The organism is Kineosporia sp. A_224, assembly GCF_002198655.1.
GTDB lineage: Bacteria > Actinomycetota > Actinomycetes > Actinomycetales > Kineosporiaceae > R-H-3.
In genome coordinates this window covers 1-16,829 of the sequence record NZ_MWLN01000208.1, presented here as the reverse complement: position 1 = coordinate 16,829, position 16,829 = coordinate 1, and the positions used below count along the sequence as shown (strand labels likewise).

18 protein-coding genes are annotated in these 16,829 nt (G+C 73.8%); 9 read left to right on the top strand and 9 right to left on the bottom strand.

Annotated elements, in window-relative coordinates; translation table 11 throughout:
* Positions 1–67: 67 nt before the first annotated feature.
* Together EDJALFJO_RS25985 and EDJALFJO_RS25980 are read left to right on the top strand one after the other, a co-directional pair.
* On the top strand, positions 68–331 hold the full coding sequence (locus tag EDJALFJO_RS25985) for a tautomerase family protein (RefSeq protein ID WP_088289230.1): 264 nt from the start codon (positions 68–70) through the stop codon (positions 329–331).
* The gene (locus tag EDJALFJO_RS25980) at positions 328–1,113 is read left to right on the top strand and encodes an SDR family NAD(P)-dependent oxidoreductase (RefSeq protein ID WP_088289229.1); all 786 of its coding nucleotides are present in this window, start codon (positions 328–330) and stop codon (positions 1,111–1,113) included. Before EDJALFJO_RS25985 ends, EDJALFJO_RS25980 begins: the two co-directional genes overlap by 4 nt.
* Before the next feature lie 86 nt (positions 1,114–1,199).
* Here the strand turns inward: EDJALFJO_RS25980 and EDJALFJO_RS25975 are convergent, their stop codons facing one another.
* Positions 1,200–2,009 carry an IclR family transcriptional regulator gene (locus EDJALFJO_RS25975; protein ID WP_198950648.1) on the bottom strand — a complete coding sequence of 270 codons (810 nt, stop codon included), beginning with the start codon at positions 2,007–2,009 and terminating at the stop codon, positions 1,200–1,202.
* A gap of 167 nt (positions 2,010–2,176) precedes the next feature.
* Here EDJALFJO_RS25975 and EDJALFJO_RS25970 point away from each other — a divergent pair, with 167 nt between their 5' ends.
* The 4 genes from EDJALFJO_RS25970 (at position 2,177) to EDJALFJO_RS25955 (ending at position 6,843) form a co-directional block, all read left to right on the top strand.
* Complete coding sequence (locus tag EDJALFJO_RS25970; RefSeq protein ID WP_198950647.1) at positions 2,177–3,322, top strand: PEP/pyruvate-binding domain-containing protein; 1,146 nt, start codon at positions 2,177–2,179, stop codon at positions 3,320–3,322.
* Positions 3,323–3,417: 95 nt separating this feature from the next.
* Positions 3,418–5,226 (top strand): PEP-utilizing enzyme, encoded by a 1,809-nt coding sequence (locus EDJALFJO_RS25965; RefSeq protein ID WP_088289228.1) that lies wholly within the window; start codon positions 3,418–3,420, stop codon positions 5,224–5,226.
* A 79-nt stretch (positions 5,227–5,305) separates the two neighbouring features.
* Positions 5,306–6,553, top strand: a complete 1,248-nt coding sequence (locus tag EDJALFJO_RS25960) for a Rieske 2Fe-2S domain-containing protein (protein ID WP_088289227.1) — start codon at positions 5,306–5,308, stop codon at positions 6,551–6,553.
* Positions 6,553–6,843: a hypothetical protein gene (locus tag EDJALFJO_RS25955; protein ID WP_198950646.1), complete on the top strand. Its 291-nt coding sequence runs from the start codon at positions 6,553–6,555 to the stop codon at positions 6,841–6,843. Before EDJALFJO_RS25960 ends, EDJALFJO_RS25955 begins: the two co-directional genes overlap by 1 nt.
* A gap of 30 nt (positions 6,844–6,873) precedes the next feature.
* Here the strand turns inward: EDJALFJO_RS25955 and EDJALFJO_RS34550 are convergent, their stop codons facing one another.
* Positions 6,874–7,785: a hypothetical protein gene (locus EDJALFJO_RS34550; protein WP_088289226.1), complete on the bottom strand. Its 912-nt coding sequence runs from the start codon at positions 7,783–7,785 to the stop codon at positions 6,874–6,876.
* Positions 7,786–7,893: 108 nt separating this feature from the next.
* Here EDJALFJO_RS34550 and EDJALFJO_RS25945 point away from each other — a divergent pair, with 108 nt between their 5' ends.
* Entirely contained in the window at positions 7,894–8,712 is an 819-nt protein-coding gene (locus EDJALFJO_RS25945; RefSeq protein WP_088289225.1) for a 2-keto-4-pentenoate hydratase, read from the top strand.
* A 42-nt stretch (positions 8,713–8,754) separates the two neighbouring features.
* On the opposite strand, the gene EDJALFJO_RS25940 is transcribed toward EDJALFJO_RS25945, so the two are convergent.
* The 4 genes from EDJALFJO_RS25940 to EDJALFJO_RS25925 all read right to left on the bottom strand — a co-directional run bounded on the left by EDJALFJO_RS25940 (position 8,755) and on the right by EDJALFJO_RS25925 (position 12,340).
* Positions 8,755–10,293, bottom strand: coding sequence for a ricin-type beta-trefoil lectin domain protein (locus tag EDJALFJO_RS25940; RefSeq protein ID WP_088289224.1), 1,539 nt, complete (start codon positions 10,291–10,293; stop codon positions 8,755–8,757).
* A gap of 104 nt (positions 10,294–10,397) precedes the next feature.
* Positions 10,398–11,444, bottom strand: a complete 1,047-nt coding sequence (locus tag EDJALFJO_RS25935; protein WP_088289223.1) for a glycoside hydrolase family 16 protein — start codon at positions 11,442–11,444, stop codon at positions 10,398–10,400.
* Positions 11,441–12,019 carry a SigE family RNA polymerase sigma factor gene (locus EDJALFJO_RS25930; protein ID WP_088289222.1) on the bottom strand — a complete coding sequence of 193 codons (579 nt, stop codon included), beginning with the start codon at positions 12,017–12,019 and terminating at the stop codon, positions 11,441–11,443. The genes EDJALFJO_RS25935 and EDJALFJO_RS25930 overlap by 4 nt, the downstream gene beginning before the upstream one ends.
* Before the next feature lie 123 nt (positions 12,020–12,142).
* Positions 12,143–12,340 carry a hypothetical protein gene (locus EDJALFJO_RS25925; protein ID WP_088289221.1) on the bottom strand — a complete coding sequence of 66 codons (198 nt, stop codon included), beginning with the start codon at positions 12,338–12,340 and terminating at the stop codon, positions 12,143–12,145.
* Positions 12,341–12,436: 96 nt separating this feature from the next.
* Between EDJALFJO_RS25925 and EDJALFJO_RS25920 the strand changes: the two genes are divergently transcribed.
* Positions 12,437–13,111, top strand: coding sequence for a histidine phosphatase family protein (locus tag EDJALFJO_RS25920; RefSeq protein ID WP_088289220.1), 675 nt, complete (start codon positions 12,437–12,439; stop codon positions 13,109–13,111).
* 81 nt (positions 13,112–13,192) lie between these two features.
* Positions 13,193–13,801, top strand: a complete 609-nt coding sequence (locus tag EDJALFJO_RS25915) for a class I SAM-dependent methyltransferase (RefSeq protein WP_088289219.1) — start codon at positions 13,193–13,195, stop codon at positions 13,799–13,801.
* Here EDJALFJO_RS25915 and EDJALFJO_RS25910 read toward each other — a convergent pair.
* From EDJALFJO_RS25910 to EDJALFJO_RS25900, 3 genes are all read right to left on the bottom strand, one after another.
* Complete coding sequence (locus EDJALFJO_RS25910) at positions 13,788–14,489, bottom strand: Clp protease N-terminal domain-containing protein (protein WP_088289218.1); 702 nt, start codon at positions 14,487–14,489, stop codon at positions 13,788–13,790. The genes EDJALFJO_RS25915 and EDJALFJO_RS25910 overlap by 14 nt on opposite strands.
* Positions 14,490–14,745: 256 nt before the next feature.
* Positions 14,746–15,219, bottom strand: coding sequence for a hypothetical protein (locus EDJALFJO_RS25905; protein ID WP_088289217.1), 474 nt, complete (start codon positions 15,217–15,219; stop codon positions 14,746–14,748).
* An 88-nt stretch (positions 15,220–15,307) separates the two neighbouring features.
* Positions 15,308–16,687, bottom strand: coding sequence for an aldehyde dehydrogenase (locus EDJALFJO_RS25900; RefSeq protein WP_369812581.1), 1,380 nt, complete (start codon positions 16,685–16,687; stop codon positions 15,308–15,310).
* Positions 16,688–16,829 lie beyond the last annotated feature (142 nt).

Below are 16,829 nucleotides of genomic sequence, written 5' to 3'. Positions count from 1 at the left end.
CGTCGGCGCACCGACAGACGATCCCGAGCACCCAGACGAACCCCAGCACCGACCAGCGGAGGTAGCCGTGCCCCTCGTCCGCATCGACCTCATGGAAGGCCGCCCGCCGGAGGTGATCCGCGAGCTCCACGAGCGGGTCGCCGCCCTGGTCGCCGAGATCACCGGCTCCCCGATCGACCGGGTCCGGACCTACATCACCCAGTTCCCGCCGCACGCCTGGGGGATCGGTGGCGTCCCCGCGGACGTCGCCCGGGCGGCGGACGTCGAGGCCCGCAAGCAGGCCGCGCTGGCCCGGGAGGCCGCGGACGGCGCGGGAGCAGGGCCCGCATGACGGACGCGGGCCTGGACGCTGATCTCGCCGTCGTCGTCGGTGCGACCGGCTCCATCGGCTCGGCGGTCGTCGAGCGGCTCGTCGGCCGCGGGCTGCGCGTGCTCGCCGTCGCGCGGAGCAAGGAGTCCCTCGACGAGCTCGCCGCCCGGCTGCCCGGCGTGCTGCCGTGCGTCGCGGACATCGGCGACGCCTCGGCCGTCGGGGCGATCGGTGCCGGCGTCGAGGCGGCGCTCGCGCAGCGACCGGGCGGCGTCCGGATGGCGGTCTTCGCTGCCGGGCTGCCGGTACGCGGCTCGGCCGAGACGATCGACCCGTCGATGCTCGCCGTCGGGGCCGACGTGAAGATGGGCGGCCTGCTGCGGCTCGTGCACGCCGTCCGGGACCACCTCGTCCGGGGCTCCCGGATCGTCACGTTCGCCGGGTCGCTCGGGCTCGAGCCGCGGGCGACCGAGGCCGGCCCGGGGGCGATCAACGCCGGCGTCTTCAACCTCATGCGCCAGCTGTCGCTCATCTACGGCCCGCGCGGGGTCACGACGCACACGATCAGCCCCGGCCCGGCGGACACCCCGCGGCTGCGGCGGATCGTCGAGGCCGTCGCCGCCGAGCGGGGCGAGCCGTTCGACGCGGTCTGGGCGTCGTACGCGGCCGAGAACAGCCTCGGCCGGCTGCCGACGGCGGCGGAGGTCGCCTGGGGCGTCACGGTGCTCCTCGACCCCGAGGCCGACCTCATGCACGGCTCGGTCATGTACCTCGACGCCGGCGGCCACCGCGGCATCCACTGATACCCCTCCCGGTCCCCCGTCCCGCAGTTACTAGCGCGTATGACCCGTTTAGTGGGTCATACGCGCTAGTAACTGCGGGGTGGGAGTCAGTGGCGGGGGGAGCGGTGGCCCAGGCGGGCGCTGATCACTGCGGCGGCCTCGACGACGAGGCCGGCGGCCTGCTGGAGGGCGGTGCCGCGCAGGCGGACGGCGTCCCCGACGACGCTCACGGCGGCCATGACGACGCCGTCGGCGCCGCGGATCGGGGCGCCGACCGACGAGACGCCGAGCTGGCCCTCCTCGATGTTGCTCGCCCACCCGCGGCGGGCGGTCCGGTCGAGCTCGGCGAGCAGCGCCGTCCGGTTCGTGATGGTCCGCGGCGTCCTGGCGACGAGCGCGCGGCCCTCGAGGCGGGACACGAGGTCGGCCCGGGGGAGCGCGGCGAGCAGCGCCTTGCCCGAGCTCGTCACATGCGCGGGGAGCCGGTGCCCGACGCGGCGGAACACGGGGAGCATGCGGTGGCTCTCGAGCCGTTCGACGTAGACGACCTCGAGCCCGTCGAGGACGGCCACGTGGACCATCTCGCCGGTGCGGTGCCGCAGCGTCGTCAGCACCGGAAGGGCCGCCTGGTGCAGGTCGACGTGCTCGCTGACCGCGCTGCCCAGCTCGTAGAGGGCGAGCCCCAGCCGGTAGCGGCCGGTCGCCGGGTCCTGCTCGAGGAGCCGCTCGGCGGCGAGCGTCGCGAGCACCCGGTGGGCGGTGCTCGTGCTCAGGCCGAGCCGACGGGCCACCTCGGTGACCCCGAGCTCGGTGTCCGCCTCGCTGAAGGCGCGCAGCACCCGGGCCGCCGTGCGGACCGAGCCGAGCAGCTGGTCGCGCGCCGGTGCCGCCCCGGTGGCCTGCTCCGTCGGCTCCACTGAGCAGATCCTAGCCTTACCGTCCCGCTATGCGGGACAAGGTCATTGCCCATCGGGACCTTGGCCCCTTCACTGGGCCCTACCGCAGTCACATGGGGGGTCCACCGCCCCTCGCGCCGCCGGCGGCGCTCGGCAACGCAACGTCGCGGAATGCCAAGGAGGGGCCTGTGTCCTACATCGTGTGGTTCTCCGACCCCTACCCGGGCGACGTCCGCCACCTCGGGGGCAAGAACGCGAGCCTCGTGACCATGACAGCGGCCGGGATGCCCGTCCCGCCCGGGTTCGCGGTGACCGCCGACGCCTACCGTCGCGTCTTCGCCGAGTCCGGTCTGGAGCGGCGGATGGCCGAGCTGCTCGACGGCCTCGACGTCACCGACCAGGCCGCCGTCAAGGTGGCCGGTGCCGCCGCCCGGGAGGCCGTGACCGGCGTCCCGCTGCCGCAGTGGCTCACCGACGAGATCGTCGCGGCGTACGACGAGCTCGCCGTGCGGTGCTCCGACCCGCTCGTGGGCGTCGCCGTCCGCTCCAGCGCGACGAGCGAGGACCAGCCCGACGCGTCGTTCGCCGGCGAGCACGACACCTACCTGTGGGTCCGCGGCCACGACTCGGTCATCGACCACGTGCGGCGCTGCTGGGCGAGCCTGTTCACCGACCGGGCGATCACCTACCGCCGCGAGATGGGCTACGCCGACGGCACCGCCGCGATGAGCGTCGGCATCCAGAAGATGGTCACGCCGCGGACGGCGGGGGTCGCGTTCACGCTCAACCCGACGAACGGGGACCGGTCCCAGGTCGCGATCGACGCGAGCTGGGGGCTCGGCGAGGCCGTCGTCTCCGGCTCGGTCACCCCGGACAACTTCCTCGTCGACAAGGTCATGGGCCAGGTCACGAGCCGCACCATCTCGCCGAAGCACGTCGAGCACCGGCTCGGGGACGACGGCCGCGTCGTCGAGTGCGACGTCGAGCCCGAGCGGCGCGACGCCGCGTGCCTCAGCGACGAGGAGATCCGCGCCGTGGCGGCGCTGGCCCGGCGCGCGGAGAAGCACTACGGCTGCCCGCAGGACGTCGAGTGGGCGCTGGACGCGCAGCTCCCGGACGGCGAGAACGTCCTGCTCCTGCAGGCCCGGCCGGAGACGGTGTGGAGCCGCAAGCCCCGCACGTCGCCGCTCAACGGCGTCGCCAAGGACACCTTCCGCAGCATCGTCGCGACGCTCCTCGACGGCCACCACACGCAGGGCGTCGACGCGCACCACGGCCACCCGCACTCGGTGGAGACCACGCGCGACACCGATCACCCGCAGTCGGTCGGCTGACCGGCGGGCACGAACGCACTGCCCCGCAACAGATCCGCACCACCCGGCGGCCACCCGGCCCGTCGTGCAGCAGTCAGGCGTCGAGGAGGACGACCATGGCAGACCGCTTCCCGAGCCCGTTCGAGATGACCCCACCAGTGGGTGCCGAAGGGTGGGAGGACCTCTACTCGTACTCGGTCGTCTTCAGCAAGGAGCGGCAGGCGTACGAGGACGGTGCGTTCTGGTTCATGGACGGCGTCCACACGCCCGAGGTCATCGAGCCGTGGGACGCGACGATCGTCGAGTACGCGCTCATCGCCCTGTCGCAGTACAACACCCGGCACTACGTCATCCCGCCGGCCCGCGGCGTCGACATCCGGATCCTCAACGGGTACATGTACCTGGCGCCGGTCCCGGTGCTCGACGGTGCGGAGATCGAGTCCCGGATCCCGGAGTTCATGGAGCGCGCCGGCTTCTACTTCGGCAACTGGAAGTCCCTCGAGGACGCCTGGCTGCCCAAGGTGAAGGCCGTCATCGCCGAGCTCGAGGAGATCTCCTTCGAGCCGCTGCCCGAGCGTGAGGACATGGCCGTCCTCACCGAGGGGCGCGGGACCGGTTCCGGCATGCATCTCATGCAGTCGTACAACCGCCTGCTCGACCTGACGCTGAAGACCTGGAACCACCACTTCGAGTTCCTCAACCTCGGCTACGCGGCCTACCTGGACTTCTTCGGGTTCTGCAAGGGCCTGTGGCCGAGCATCCCCGACCAGGCCATCGCGAAGATGGTGGCCGGCGTCCACGTCGACCTCTTCCAGCCGGACGACGAGCTCAAGAAGCTCGCGACGCTCGCCGTCGAGCTCGGCGTCGACGCCCGGCTCGACACCGGCACCGCGGCGGAGGCCCTCGCGGCGCTGGAGTCCGACGAGGCCGGCCGGCAGTGGCTCGCGGCCTTCGAGGAGGCCAAGAACCCCTGGTTCAACTTCTCCGCGGGCAGCGGCTTCTACCACTCCGACCGGGTGTGGCTGGAGAACCTCGACATCCCGGTCGGCTTCATCCGCAACTACGTCGCCAAGGTGCGTCGCGGCGAGTCCCTGGCCCGGCCGACCCAGGCCGTCGCCGCCGAGCGGGACCGGATCGTCGCCGAGTACCGCGAGCTCATCGACTCCGACGAGGACGCCGCGACCTTCGACGGCAAGCTCGGGCTCGCCCGCGTGGTCTTCCCCTACGTGGAGAACCACAACTTCTACATCGAGCACTGGGCGCACTCGGTCATCTGGCGCAAGATGAAGCAGCTCGGCGAGGTGCTCGTCAAGGAAGGCTTCTTCACGCACGCGGACGACATCTTCCTGCTGCAGCGCAACGAGGTCCCGACGGCGCTGTTCGACGCGTACCACGCGTGGGCCGTCGGCATCCCGAGCCGCGGTGCGGCCTACTGGCCCGCCGAGATCGAGCGCCGCAAGGGCATCATGAACGCGCTGCGGCAGTGGTCCCCGCCGCCCGCGCTCGGCGTGCCGCCGGAGGTCATCACCGAGCCGTTCACGGTCATGCTGTGGGGCGTCACGTCCGACAGCGTCAAGCAGTGGCTCGGCGGCTCGGACGAGAGCGGCGACCTCAAGGGGTTCGCGGCCAGCCCCGGCATCGCGGAGGGCCCGGCCCGGGTCATCTCGAGCGCCGACGGGATCAGCGAGCTGCTCGAGGGGGAGATCCTCGTCGCGCCGCTCACGGCACCGTCGTGGGCCCCGGTCTTCGGCAAGATCGCGGCGACGGTCACCGACGTCGGCGGGATCATGAGCCACGCCGCCATCGTCTGCCGGGAGTACGGCCTGCCGGCCGTCACGGGCACCGCCTTCGCCACGAAGAACATCAAGACGGGTCAGATGCTCCGCGTCGACGGCAACGCCGGCACGGTCACGATCCTCGACTGACACCCGCGTACCGGCGGCCCGGCGATCCCGGGCCGCCGGTACGCGCGGCCCTGCCCTCACGCCCCGACGGGAGACGACCATGCTGACCGCAGAGCAGAACGAAGAGCTGACGAACTTCGAGCCGGGGACCCCGATGGGGGAGCTCCTGCGGCGCTACTGGTACCCGGTGTGCTTCACCCGCGAGCTCGAGGAGTTCCCGGTCAAGCACACCCGCCTGCTCGGCGAGGACTTCGCCGTCTACAAGACCGCCTCGGGCCGCTACGGGATCATGCAGGAGGCCTGCCCGCACCGCCGGGCGTCGATGTCCTACGGCGTCGTCGAGCCGGACGGCCTGCGCTGCCCGTACCACGGCTGGCTCTTCGGCCTCGACGGCGAGTGCCTCGAGATGCCCGCCGAGCGCGACGACACGAACTTCAAGGACCGGGTCCGGGCCCGGGTCGGGGTCTGCCAGGAGATGGGCGGACTCGTGTGGGCGTACATCGGTCCGCTGCCCGCCCCCGAGCTGCCGCGGTTCGACGTCTTCGTCATGGACGGCGTCCGCGACATCGGCTGGATGGACCTGCCCTGCAACCTCATCCAGATCATGGAGAACGCGGTCGACCCGCACCACGTCGAGTGGCTGCACGGCCGGTACTTCGACTTCATCGGCCGGTCGCAGGGCTTCGAGGCCCCGGCGTCGTTCCAGAAGGAGCACCAGAAGGTCGGGTTCGACGCCTTCGAGTGGGGCATCATCAAGCGCCGCGTGCTCGCCGGCGCGACCGAGGAGGACGACGACTGGAAGGTCGGCCACCCCCTCGTGTTCCCGTACAACATGCGGGTCGGCGGCGCGAACATCGAGCAGATGCAGATCCGGGTGCCGATCGACCGCCACACGACGCGGTTCATGCTCTACACGACGCACGCGCCGAAGGGCGTGGCCTTCCCGGACCAGCCGCAGATCCCCGACTACCAGGTGCCGATCTTCGACGAGAACGGCCGGCACCGCGTCGACTACGTCGAGGGCCAGGACGTCATGGCCTGGGTCACCCAGGGCAAGGTGACCGACCGGACGCAGGAGCACCTCGGCCGCTCCGACATCGGGGTCTCGATGCTGCGCAAGATGTACAAGTCCGAGATGGCCAAGGTCGCCCGCGGCGAGGACCCGCTCGGCGTCATCCGCGAGAAGCACGAGCGGATCGACCTGCCGTGCGAGAAGAACAAGTTCCACGCCGGTCCGTCGTTCGCCCTGGACTTCATCGAGATGGCGTCCATGCGGTTCAGCCCGCAGAAGGACGCCCTGAAGAAGCTCCACATCGAGGCGTGGGAGTCCACGGAGAAGCAGTTCTGATGACGGCTCTGTCCGACCGGCCGGTGCCGCCGTCCGCCCCGACCACCGGGGTGGCCGGCGACACCGGCCGCGGCCGGTACCCGCAGGACGTCGCCGCGCACCGCCGCGATGCCCCGAGGTTCTGCCCCGGGTGCGCCGCGGCGCTGTCGATCGCGGACGGCGGCCACGGCATCGTCACCGAGTACTGGACCGGCCCGGACCGGGTCTTCGTGTGCTTCTGCGGCGCCTGCGGGTGGTCCGGGGACGTCGTCCTCGCCGCGCGCGTCATCGGGCACGAGCCGGAGCACTGACGGCCCCGGCGGGGCCGACCCTGGGTCCGGTCAGGCGGTGACGCCCGGGGAGGCGCCGCCACCGGCCGGGCCGCCGCCCAGACCGCCCGCGTCGGCGCAGTCCGACAGGCCGATCTGCCGCGCCTTCGCGTTGCCGTCCCGGTTGGCCGCCTCACCGGCCGTGAGCCGCTGCCCCGCCGCCTCCAGGTCGCCGGCGACGTACGCCTTCGCGCCCTTCTCGTACTCCGCCGCGAACGTGTCCCAGTCCTTCGTGATCCCCGCGACGTTCTCGGAGATCTCGTCGGGGACGTCCTTGCGCAGGTACGTGTCGAGCTCACGGTTGATCCGGGCGGCCTCGGTGAGGAACCGCTCCGGGTCGCTGTCCGCGTAAGCGAACGCCTTCTTCAGCGCGGGGTCCGTCGTCGCACGGCAGAACGCGTTCGCCCGCGTGACGTAGGCCTTGGCCGCTGCGCTCTTCAGCGCCTGCGGCGGCAGCGAGGGCTCGGTCGGTGCCGGTTCCGGCGCCGGGGTCGCGCCGCCGTCGGGGTCCGACGGCAGGCTCGGCGCCCGGCCGGTGATGCTCGGCACCGGGCCGGGGTCCGCGACCTGTGTGCTGGAGCCGTCCCACGGGCGCCACAGCACGAGCGCGGCGGCGATCACGGCGACGACGAGCGCAGCGGTGACACCGAGGATGATCCCGACGGTCCGCGCGGTCGACGGGCCGGGCGCGCCGGCCGGGGCGCCCCAGGGCGGCAGCTGGCCCGGGGGAGCCTGCGGCGGCGCGGACTGCCACGCCGACGGGGGCGCGGGGTACGCCCACTCCGGGGCCGGTGGCGGAGGGACCGGGCCGGTCTCCGGCTCGGGGGAGGCCGGCGGGGTGCCCCACGCGGGCGGCTGCACGGGCCACGTCTGCGGCGGCGCCGGCGGGGCCGAGCGGTCCGGGCCGTTCTCGTCGTCCGTCATCGTGCTCGTGGTCTCCCTGGTGCGGTGCGCGGCGGGCCGTCGCAGCGGTGTGCCGCTGGGCGGGACGCAAACATTGTCGCGTGCCGCCGGAGCCGGATGATGACCGGTATGCCTGACGTGCGGCCCGGACCCCTCGTGCCGGGCGAGGTCGCCCGGCGGCTCGTCGCGGCCCGGCTGCGCGGCGCCGTCCTCGACGTCCCGCTCACCGACGCCGGCCCGTTCTCGCTCGACGACGCCTACACCGTCCAGCGCGAGGTGACGGCGCTGCGGCTGGCCCGCGGCGAGCGCGTCGTCGGCTGGAAGCTCGGCTACACCTCGCTCGCGATGCGGGCCCAGATGGGCATCGACCAGCCCAACCTCGGCCCGCTCACCGACACGATGCTCCTCACGCAGCCGGGGTCCTCCGGCCACGGGGTGGTGCCGCCGTCAGCGCTGCAGCCGCGGGTCGAGCCCGAGATCGCGCTGCGGCTCGCGCGACCGGTGCCGGCCGGCAGCGGCGTCGACGAGGTGCTCGCCGCGTGCGACGGCGCCTTCGCGGCGCTCGAGGTCGTCGACTCGGTGTGGGCCGGGTACAGGTTCCGGATCGAGGACAACACCGCCGACGGCTCGTCGGCCGCCTGGGTCGTGCTCGGCCCCGCGCTGCCGCTCGACGACCTGCCCGCGATCGCCGTCCGGCTGCTCGTCGACGGCGAGGAGGTCGCCACGTCGACCGGTGCCGCGGCGAGCGGCCACCCCGCGGCCGGGGTCGGCTGGCTCGCCGGGCAGGTCGGCCCCCGGACCGGGCTGGCGCTCGCCGCCGGGGACGTCGTCATCACCGGTGGTCTCACCGCCGCGCACGTGCTCGCGCCCGGGTCCGTCGTCGCCGCGGAGTTCTCGGCGCCGCGCGGCGGCCCGGACGTCCGCGTGGAGGTCACCCGCGCGGGGTGACCTCCACGTCGTCCGACCGGCCTCACAGCATCGCGGGCAGGTTCAGGCAGAAGCCTTCCAGCGCTGGTTCGCGCCGCCGTGGCAGTCCCAGAGGATCGTCCGGGTGCCGGCGGTGCGCACGTCGCCGCTGACGTCGAGGCAGCGCCCCGACGTGGTGCCCCTGATCGTCCCGTCGGGCCGCAGCGTCCAGCGCTGGCTCGGCCGCCCGGTGCACGGCACGGTGACGACCCGGGTCCCGTTGCGGGCCTCGCCCCGCGCGGCGAGGCAGCGGTCGCCCGACCGCAGCTCGCCGGCAGCCGACGGCGTCCACGTCTGCCGGCCGGTGCCCGAGCAGTCCTCGATCGTCGCGGACCGTCCGACGGCGTGCGCCGTCAGGCAGCGGCCGCTCGCCACGCTGCGCAGCGGCCCCGCCGTGGCGGGCGCGGGCAGCGCCGGAGGCGCGGACGACGTCGCCGCGGGCGGTGCGGAGGGCGTCGGAGCGGGCGGCGCAGGGGGCGCGGACGGCGTCGGTGCGGGCGGCGCAGGCTGCGTCGGCGGAGCCGTCGGCACCGGTGCTGGGGCCCCGGCCGACGTCCAGACCCGGACGTGGTCGACGTCGAAGGACGTCGGGAAGCGGTTGTTCTCGATCCCGTGGCGCCCGGCCCAGCCACCCCCGACGGCGAGGTTGAGCAGGATCGGCGACGGGTTCGCCACCTTGCCCGCGTCGTCCGTCCAGGCGGAGCGGCGGCAGAGGATCTTCGTGCCGTAGACGAACCAGCAGGCCGACGTGGAGGTCCACTCCAGCCCGACCTCGACCCAGCGGCCGCGCAGGCTCGACGGCGCCACGAAGTTCCCGTTGCTGTCGTACGAGCCGTCGCGGAAGGTCGTCGTGCCGCCCGCGTTCCCGTGCGCGGCGAAGTGGAGCATGGTGTCGCGGTCCTCGACCCGGTTGAGCGGGCCCTCGAGGATGTCGATCTCCGGCGGCCACTGCGCCGCCCCGTTGCGCAGCCCGGGCGCCAGCCAGAAGGCCGGCCAGGTGCCCTGGACGTCGGGCAGCCGGACCCGCGCGGTGAGGTACAGCCGTTCGCCGGACGACGGCACGAACTCCGTCTTGCTGCGCAGCATCGCCGCCTCGTAGGCCGCGTAGGAGTCCTTGCCCGTGCGGGTGGCCCGCAGCGAGACGACCCCGTCGCGGACGACGTGCATCGGCTCGCCGGTGGTGCTCACGTCGCGGTAGCGCTGCTGCTCGTCGTTGAGGAAGTCGAGCGTCCCCGAGCCGCCCGGGGTGCACGCGGCGTCGGTGAACCCCGGCTGCAGGGCGACGCCGCCGCCGTACTGGTAGCGCGTGCACCAGCGGCCGCGGTCGAGCGCCGTCCCGTCGAACTCGTCACCGAACTTCAGGACCATGCCCGCGGGGTGGAAGTCCTCCGAGAGAGCGGCTGCGGCCACCACCTCGGTGGCGGGCCCGGCGGCAGGACCGGCAGCCGTGGCCGTGCCGGACCAGGCCACCACGGCGGCGGTGCCGGTGGTGGCGAGCAGGACGGTGACGAGGGCTGCGGTCGGCCGCTGCCGTCGTCCGGGCGGGGTGCGTCGTGTCGTCACGCCATGCCTCCTGGTGCGGGCGCACACCCCGTGGCGCGCGCCCGTTCGGCAGACATGAGCGGGTGGCGGGCGCGGAGGGTTGCACCGCGCGGACGAGGAGCGGGTCAGGGCCGGTACTCCCAGAAACGCACGCGGTCGACCTCGAGGACGGCGCCGGACGTCGACGGGCCCGGGCAGCCCGCCGCCGGCGGCTGCGCGGCGCATGCCGGCTCGGAGACGAACGCCTGCAGCGCGAGCACCAGCGGTCTGCGCGGCGCGGTGCCCGGCCGGTCGTCGACGACGACGCCGTCGAGCAGCCAGCGCACGCCCCGCGGCGAGATCTCGACGGCGAGGCGGTGGTACTCGCGCCCGTCGACGGCGACCCGGGTCGTGGTGCCGTGGACGAGGTCCTGCACGGTCAACGTGCGCCGGCTCGGGTCGAGAGTCGCCGCGTGGCTCACGCCGTCGGGGCCGTCGCCGAGCAGGTCGAGCTGGGCGATCGCGCCACCGCCCGCGCTCATCCGCCAGCGGACCTCCCAACGGCCGGTCCGGTGCTCCGTGACCGCCTTGACCCCGCCGGCACGGACCCGCGGCAGCACCGGCTCGACGGCGATCCGGAGGGTGCCCCCGGAGACCGTCACGGCGTCCGGCGTCCAGTCGGTGACCGGTGCCGAGGAGCCGACGTACGGCGTCCACCGGTGCCGGTCGAGAGGCCCGGCGGTGAACGTCTCGTCGAGCTCCGGGGTGCGCCGGGACCAGTCGTCGGCCGACGTCCCCGCCGAGGTCACAGCCGGTCGGGGGAGCGGGGCCCCGGGTCGGCCGGACGGCGTCCCCGGGGTGCTCGGGGCGGACGTCGGCGGGCCGGAGGGGACCGGGCCGTCGGGGCTCTGCGCCGGGGTCCGGGTGGCCGGTGCCGGCGCGGCCGGTTGCGACGACCCGGCCGGTGGGACGTCCGGCGGTGTGCCGGTGCCGCCCCGTCCCGGCAGCAGACCGCCGACGCCGCCGACGACCACGGCGACCGCCACGGCAGCGCCGACCGTGCGTCGCCGGCGGCGGATCCGCGCGGCGCGGGCGTGCATCCCCTCGACGAGGCCGGGCACGGGGGGCAGGTCGGCGACGGCGTCCTCGAGAGCCCTCCGGACTGCGGTCTCGACCTGGTCAGGTCGGGTCACTGTCTCCTCCTCGAGGACGCGGCGGGTGCCGGCGGGTGGTGCGGCGCGGGGTCGTCGCCCGGGTCGACCGGGCCGGACCCGGGGCCCAGCGCGACGCGCAGCTTGTCGAGCCCGCGGGCCGTCTGGCTCTTCACGGTGCCGACGGAGCAGCCGAGGACGGCCGCCGTCTGCACCTCGGTGAGGTCCTCGAAGTAGCGCAGGACGACCGCGGCGCGCTGGCGCGGGGGGAGCTCGCGCAGGGCGGCGACGATGTCCGCGGTGCCGTCGACCTGGTCGGTCTCGTTCGGTGTCGCGACGTCGGGAAGCCGTTCCGAGGGCACCTCCCCGTGCCAGCGCCGGCTCCACCAGCGGCTGCGCGCGTGGACCAGGGCGGTGTGCATGTAGGCGTCCATGTCGGCGACGTCCCGCAGCCGTCGCCAGGAGACGAGCGCGGAGGCCAGCGCGTTCTGGACGAGGTCCTCGGCGAGCAGCCGGTCGCCACCGGTGAGGAGGTACGCCGTCCGCAGGAGGCGCTGGCCCCGGGCGCGCACGTAGGCGTCGAGCGCCTCGGCGACGTCGCTGTCCAGACGGACCACCTCCCGTCCCCAGTGAGCGGGTGGGACGCGGAAAGGGTTGCACCGGTCCGGGGCTGCGAGGCGGACATGCGGCGACGGAGGCCACCGTGAGGTGACCTCCGTCGTCGAGGGTGGTGCGTCGGGTCAGAGCCCGAGCTTGCCGCGCAGGCCGCCGCCACCGGCGTTCATGATGCTGCCGACGTCGATGCCGAGGTTGGCGAGCAGGTCGCCGTGCTGCTCGGTGTCGACCTGGTCGGGCAGCTCGTTCTGCGCCCGGCTCGCGGTGCTGCCCTGGCCCTGCTGCTCGAGATACTTGAGGATCTGGTCCTTGGGGATCTGCATCGTCGGGTCCCTTCCTCGTCGCGAGACCCGACCGTGCCCCTCGCCCGGGCGCCCAAACCCTCTGCCGCCGGCTGCCGGGTAGGGCAGGGTCGGGGGATGACCGAGGTGCTGCTCCACGTCGTCCGGCACGCCGAACCGGGGTACGCGAGCGACTCCGAAGAACCGTCCGCCGGGCTCTCGGCGCGGGGCCGGGCGCAGGCGGACGCGCTCGGGGCGCGGCTGCGGGACCGGCGCGTGGACGCCGTCCTGCACGGTCCGCTGGCCCGTGCCCGGGAGACGGCGGAGCGGCTCGCGGCGGCGGCCGGCTGCGCCGAGCTCGCGGTGACGGCCCACCTCGACGACCGGACGCCGCTGCCCCGGGACGTCACGGAGGCGCCCGAGCCCTATCGCCGGTTCGTCACCTCGGCGGCCGCCGCGGGCGGCGACGAGGTCGACCCGGACGGCGAGGCCCTCGACGCCGCCGTGGCCGCGTTCTCGGCAGGCGCCGCCGCGCGGACGGTGTCGCTGCTGCTCGGCGAGGGGCCGGCTGCCGGCCGGCCGCCGGGCGCACCGCTGCGGCTCGTGCTCGTGACGCACGCCTTCGTCGTCGGCTGGTTCGTCCGGCACGCGCTCGACGCTCCGCGCTGGCGGTGGATGGGGCTCAACCCGTCGCACGCCTCGCTGACGGTGCTGCACCTGCGCGACGGGGTGCCCGCGAACCTCCTCGGCTTCGACGACCTCGGTCACCTCACCCCCGACCTGCGCAGCGGGGTGGTCGTGGACCGGTCCTGAGGCGCTCGCCCGGGCTGCCGTGGACCTCGGCCCGGGTCGAGCCGCTGCGCCGGTGTCGGTCCGGTGCGGCAGGGTGGCGGGATGACTGCGGAACCGGACGACGTCGCGCGGCTCTGGGACGCCGAGGCGGCCGCCTTCGACGACGAGCCCGACCACGGGCTGCGCGCCCCGGCCACCCGGGCAGCGTGGGCGGGGCTGCTCGGCTCGCTGCTGCCGCCGGTCCCGGCCCGGGTCGCCGACCTCGGCTGCGGCACGGGGACGCTCTCGGTGCTCCTGGCGCAGGCGGGCCACACGGTGGACGGCGTCGACCTCTCGCCGCGGATGGTCGAGGCAGCGGTCCGCAAGGCCGCGGGGGCCGGTGTCGACGGGGCCGTGTCGTTCCGCGTCGGGGACGCCGCGGTGCCTGCACTGGACGCCGGCGGCTACGACGTCGTCCTCTGCCGGCACGTGCTCTGGGCGCTGCCGGACCCGGACGCCGCCCTGTCCCGCTGGGTCCGGTTGCTCGCGCCCGGCGGCAGACTCGTTCTCGTGGAAGGGTTCTGGCACACCGGTGCCGGGCTGCATGCGTCGGACGTCGAGGCGCTCGTGCTGCGGCATCGTGCCGAGGCGGCCGTCACGCCGCTCGACGACCCGGCGCTGTGGGGCGGCCCGACCGGCGACGAGAGGTTCGCCGTCCTCAGCCGGTCCTGAGAGCGGCCTCGGCCGCGGCCTTGTCGACACCGAGACCCGCGAGCACTCCGGTGCCGTCCTCGACCTCGAGCAGCGCGAGCAGGATGTGCTCGGTGCCGACGTGGGTGGCGTCCAACCGCAGGGCTTCGCGGAAGGTGAGCTCGAGGGCCTTCTTGGTCTGTGCGTCGAACGGGATGAGCGCCGGGACCGAACCGGCAGGCTCCGGCAGCGTCGCCGCAGCGGTCTGCCGGACGGTGTCGAGAGCCACGCCCTGCCCCTCGATCGTCCTGGCTGCGAGCGAGGTCGGGTCCGCCGCCAGGCCGAGCACCAGGTGGCCCACGGTGATCTGGTCGTGGCTGCGCCGGCGGGCCTCCTCCTGTGCCGTGACGACGACGGTTCGGGCCCGCTCCGTGAAACGGCTGAACCCCTGGCTGGCGTCGAGGTCGGCCGCGTCGGCCTTGGCGACGAACCGCTTCTGGGCCGCCTGCTTGGTGACGCCCATGCTGCGGCCGATCTCCGTCCAGGACGCACCGGAGCGGCGTGCCTGGTCCACGAAGTGCCCGATGAGGTGGTCGGCGACGTCGCCGAGGTGGTCGGCGGTCAGCACGGCGTCGCTCAGCTGGTCGAGAGCGTCGGGGTGGGCCTGCTTGATGGTCTGGATCAGCTCGTCGAGCCGCACCGGGCTCGTCATGGGCCTAGGTGTCGTCATGCGTCAACTGTAGGTTGACGGTGTATGGGCGTCAACCAATGGTTGACGATCGGGGTCGTGCAAGGCGAGTCTGCGGGGAGGGCGCCGAGGGCGCGGCCAGACCCACCCACGAAAGCCGTGGCCCGCTCGAAGACCAGTTCGGCAGCGTCGGAGCCGAGCGAGTTCAGTCGTTCCAGAACGAGCTGGTAGCCGAGTGCGTACCCCGATCCAGAGCGGCAGGTCGTCGGCCGAAGGAGTCCGCGCCACAGTCTCGTCGTTACCCGACGACACCCCGCCGTTGGACCGGGATGTCGTCCAGCAACGACGAAGCTGTGGCGCAGTGGCAGAGCTGGTGGCCCGCGTCGTCCGGGTTGATCTGCGGAGCGCCCTCGGGCTTGTACAGGGTGAGCCAGATGCCGAGCTCGGCGTCCAGCCGAGCGGACACCTCGGCCGGGAAGGCTCCCGTGTACCGGACGGTCACGATGTTCGGCCAGTTGCGGAGGTCGACCCGCACGTCGGGGCGACGGGTGTCGCGCACGATGGCCGCCACCCGGTCGGCCGCCTGCGGCGCGGTGAGCCCGGCCCCGAGTGCGACGGGCTCCGCCGCCGCGGCGTCGGTCGGGCCGGGCGGCACACCGACGCTGCCGACCGCGGTCGACAGGTCGCCTGCGAGCATCCCGAGGGTCAGGGCGAGGCACAGCCAGCCCTGGGGACCCCGCAGACCGCGCGAGGCTGTGCGGAAGGGCTGCACGTGTCCTGCTCCCGTCGTCCCTCCGATGGTGCCGGGGTCCCAGGAGCAGGCGCGACCGCCATCCGCGTGAACGAGGCTGCGGCAGCGGTCAGCGGGTGATCTGCATGACGACGGCCTTGGGCTCGGTGAAGAACTCGCGGCTGAAGGTGCCGCCCTCGCGGCCGACGCCGGACTCGCCGACGCCGCCGAACGGTGCGCGCAGGTCGCGGATGAAGAAGCAGTTCACCCACACCGTGCCGGCGTTCAGCCGCCCGGAGACCCGGTGCGCCGTCGAGAGGTTCTCCGTGAAGACCATGGCGTTGAGGCCGTAGCGGGTGTCGTTCGCCAGTGCGACGACCTCGTCCTCGGTGTCGAACGGGGTGGCCACGACGACCGGGCCGAAGATCTCCTCGCGGACGACGCGGGCGTCCCCGGGGGCGTCGGCGACGATGGTCGGCAGCACGCCCCAGCCCTCGCCGTCCGTCAGCCCGCCGGTGACGACGCGGCCGCCGCCGAGCGAGGCCTCGTCGAGGTAGCTGCTCACCTTGCGGTAGTGCTCCTCGCTGGCAAGGGCGGGGGAGAACTGCGTCGCCGGGTCCTTCGGGTCGCCGACGACGAGCGCCTCGGCCGCGGCCCTGTACCGGGTCATGAACTCGTCGTAGATGCCGCGCTGCAGGTACAGCCGCGAGCCGGCGAGGCAGACCTGGCCCGCGTTGCGGAAGATCGACTCGACCGCCCAGTGGACGGCGTTGTCCAGGTCGGCGTCGTCGAAGACGATGTTCGCGCCCTTGCCGCCGAGCTCGAGGCTCACCGGGACGAGGTTGCGGGACGCGGCGGCGGCGATGATCTTCCCGGTGCCGGACTCGCCGGTGAAGGTGATCCGGTCGACGTCCGGGTTCGCCGTGAGGGCCGAGCCGACCGAGTCGGGGCCGTACCCGTGGACGACGTTGAGCACTCCGGGCGGGAACCCGGCCTCGACGGCGAGCCGGGCGAGGATCGTCACCGACACGGGGGTGTCCTCGGCCGGCTTGAGGACGACCGTGTTGCCCCAGGCCAGGGCCGGAGCGACCTTCCACGTGCTGAGCATGAGCGGGAAGTTCCACGGCGAGATCGCGACGACGACACCTGCCGGGTCGTACTGCGTGAACGCGTGGTGCCCGGAGTCCATCGGGTAGGCCTCGGACGACGTCATGCGGGCGTGGTCGGCGAAGAACCGGAAGTTCCACACGCTGCGCGCGACGTCGTGCCGGGCCTGGCTGATCGGCTTGCCCATGTCGTGCGTGTCGGCGGCTGCGAGCTCGTCGGCGTGCTCCTCCATGAGGTCCGCGAGCCGGTGCAGGACCGCCTGCCGCTTCTCGAACCCCATCCGCGGCCACGGCCCGGAGTCGAACGCCTCACGCGCCGCCGCGACCGCCCGGGCGGCGTCCTCGGCGCCCCCGAGCGCGACCGTCGCCCACGGCTCGCGGGTGTACGGGTCGACGGACGCCATCGTCGCGCCGTCGACCGACGCGACCTCCTGGCCGCCGATGACGTGACCGAAGAACTCCACGCGACGTCCCTCTCTGACGGGAGTTACTAGCGCGTATGACCCAGTAAACGGGTCATACGCGCTAGTAACTCGGGGTGGGGGT

What these genes read in the sequence shown, in the direction of transcription:
- EDJALFJO_RS25980 (WP_088289229.1), top strand. Translation starts at nt 328, where the DNA reads ATGACGGACGCGGGCCTGGACGCTGATCTCGCCGTCGTCGTCGGTGCG.
- EDJALFJO_RS25965 (WP_088289228.1), top strand. Translation starts at nt 3,418, where the DNA reads ATGGCAGACCGCTTCCCGAGCCCGTTCGAGATGACCCCACCAGTGGGT.
- EDJALFJO_RS25960 (WP_088289227.1), top strand. Translation starts at nt 5,306, where the DNA reads ATGCTGACCGCAGAGCAGAACGAAGAGCTGACGAACTTCGAGCCGGGG.
- EDJALFJO_RS25955 (WP_198950646.1), top strand. Translation starts at nt 6,553, where the DNA reads ATGACGGCTCTGTCCGACCGGCCGGTGCCGCCGTCCGCCCCGACCACC.
- EDJALFJO_RS34550 (WP_088289226.1), bottom strand. Translation starts at nt 7,785, where the DNA reads ATGACGGACGACGAGAACGGCCCGGACCGCTCGGCCCCGCCGGCGCCG.
- EDJALFJO_RS25945 (WP_088289225.1), top strand. Translation starts at nt 7,894, where the DNA reads ATGCCTGACGTGCGGCCCGGACCCCTCGTGCCGGGCGAGGTCGCCCGG.
- EDJALFJO_RS25925 (WP_088289221.1), bottom strand. Translation starts at nt 12,340, where the DNA reads ATGCAGATCCCCAAGGACCAGATCCTCAAGTATCTCGAGCAGCAGGGC.
- EDJALFJO_RS25920 (WP_088289220.1), top strand. Translation starts at nt 12,437, where the DNA reads ATGACCGAGGTGCTGCTCCACGTCGTCCGGCACGCCGAACCGGGGTAC.
- EDJALFJO_RS25915 (WP_088289219.1), top strand. Translation starts at nt 13,193, where the DNA reads ATGACTGCGGAACCGGACGACGTCGCGCGGCTCTGGGACGCCGAGGCG.
- EDJALFJO_RS25910 (WP_088289218.1), bottom strand. Translation starts at nt 14,489, where the DNA reads ATGACGACACCTAGGCCCATGACGAGCCCGGTGCGGCTCGACGAGCTG.
- EDJALFJO_RS25900 (WP_369812581.1), bottom strand. Translation starts at nt 16,687, where the DNA reads ATGGCGTCCGTCGACCCGTACACCCGCGAGCCGTGGGCGACGGTCGCG.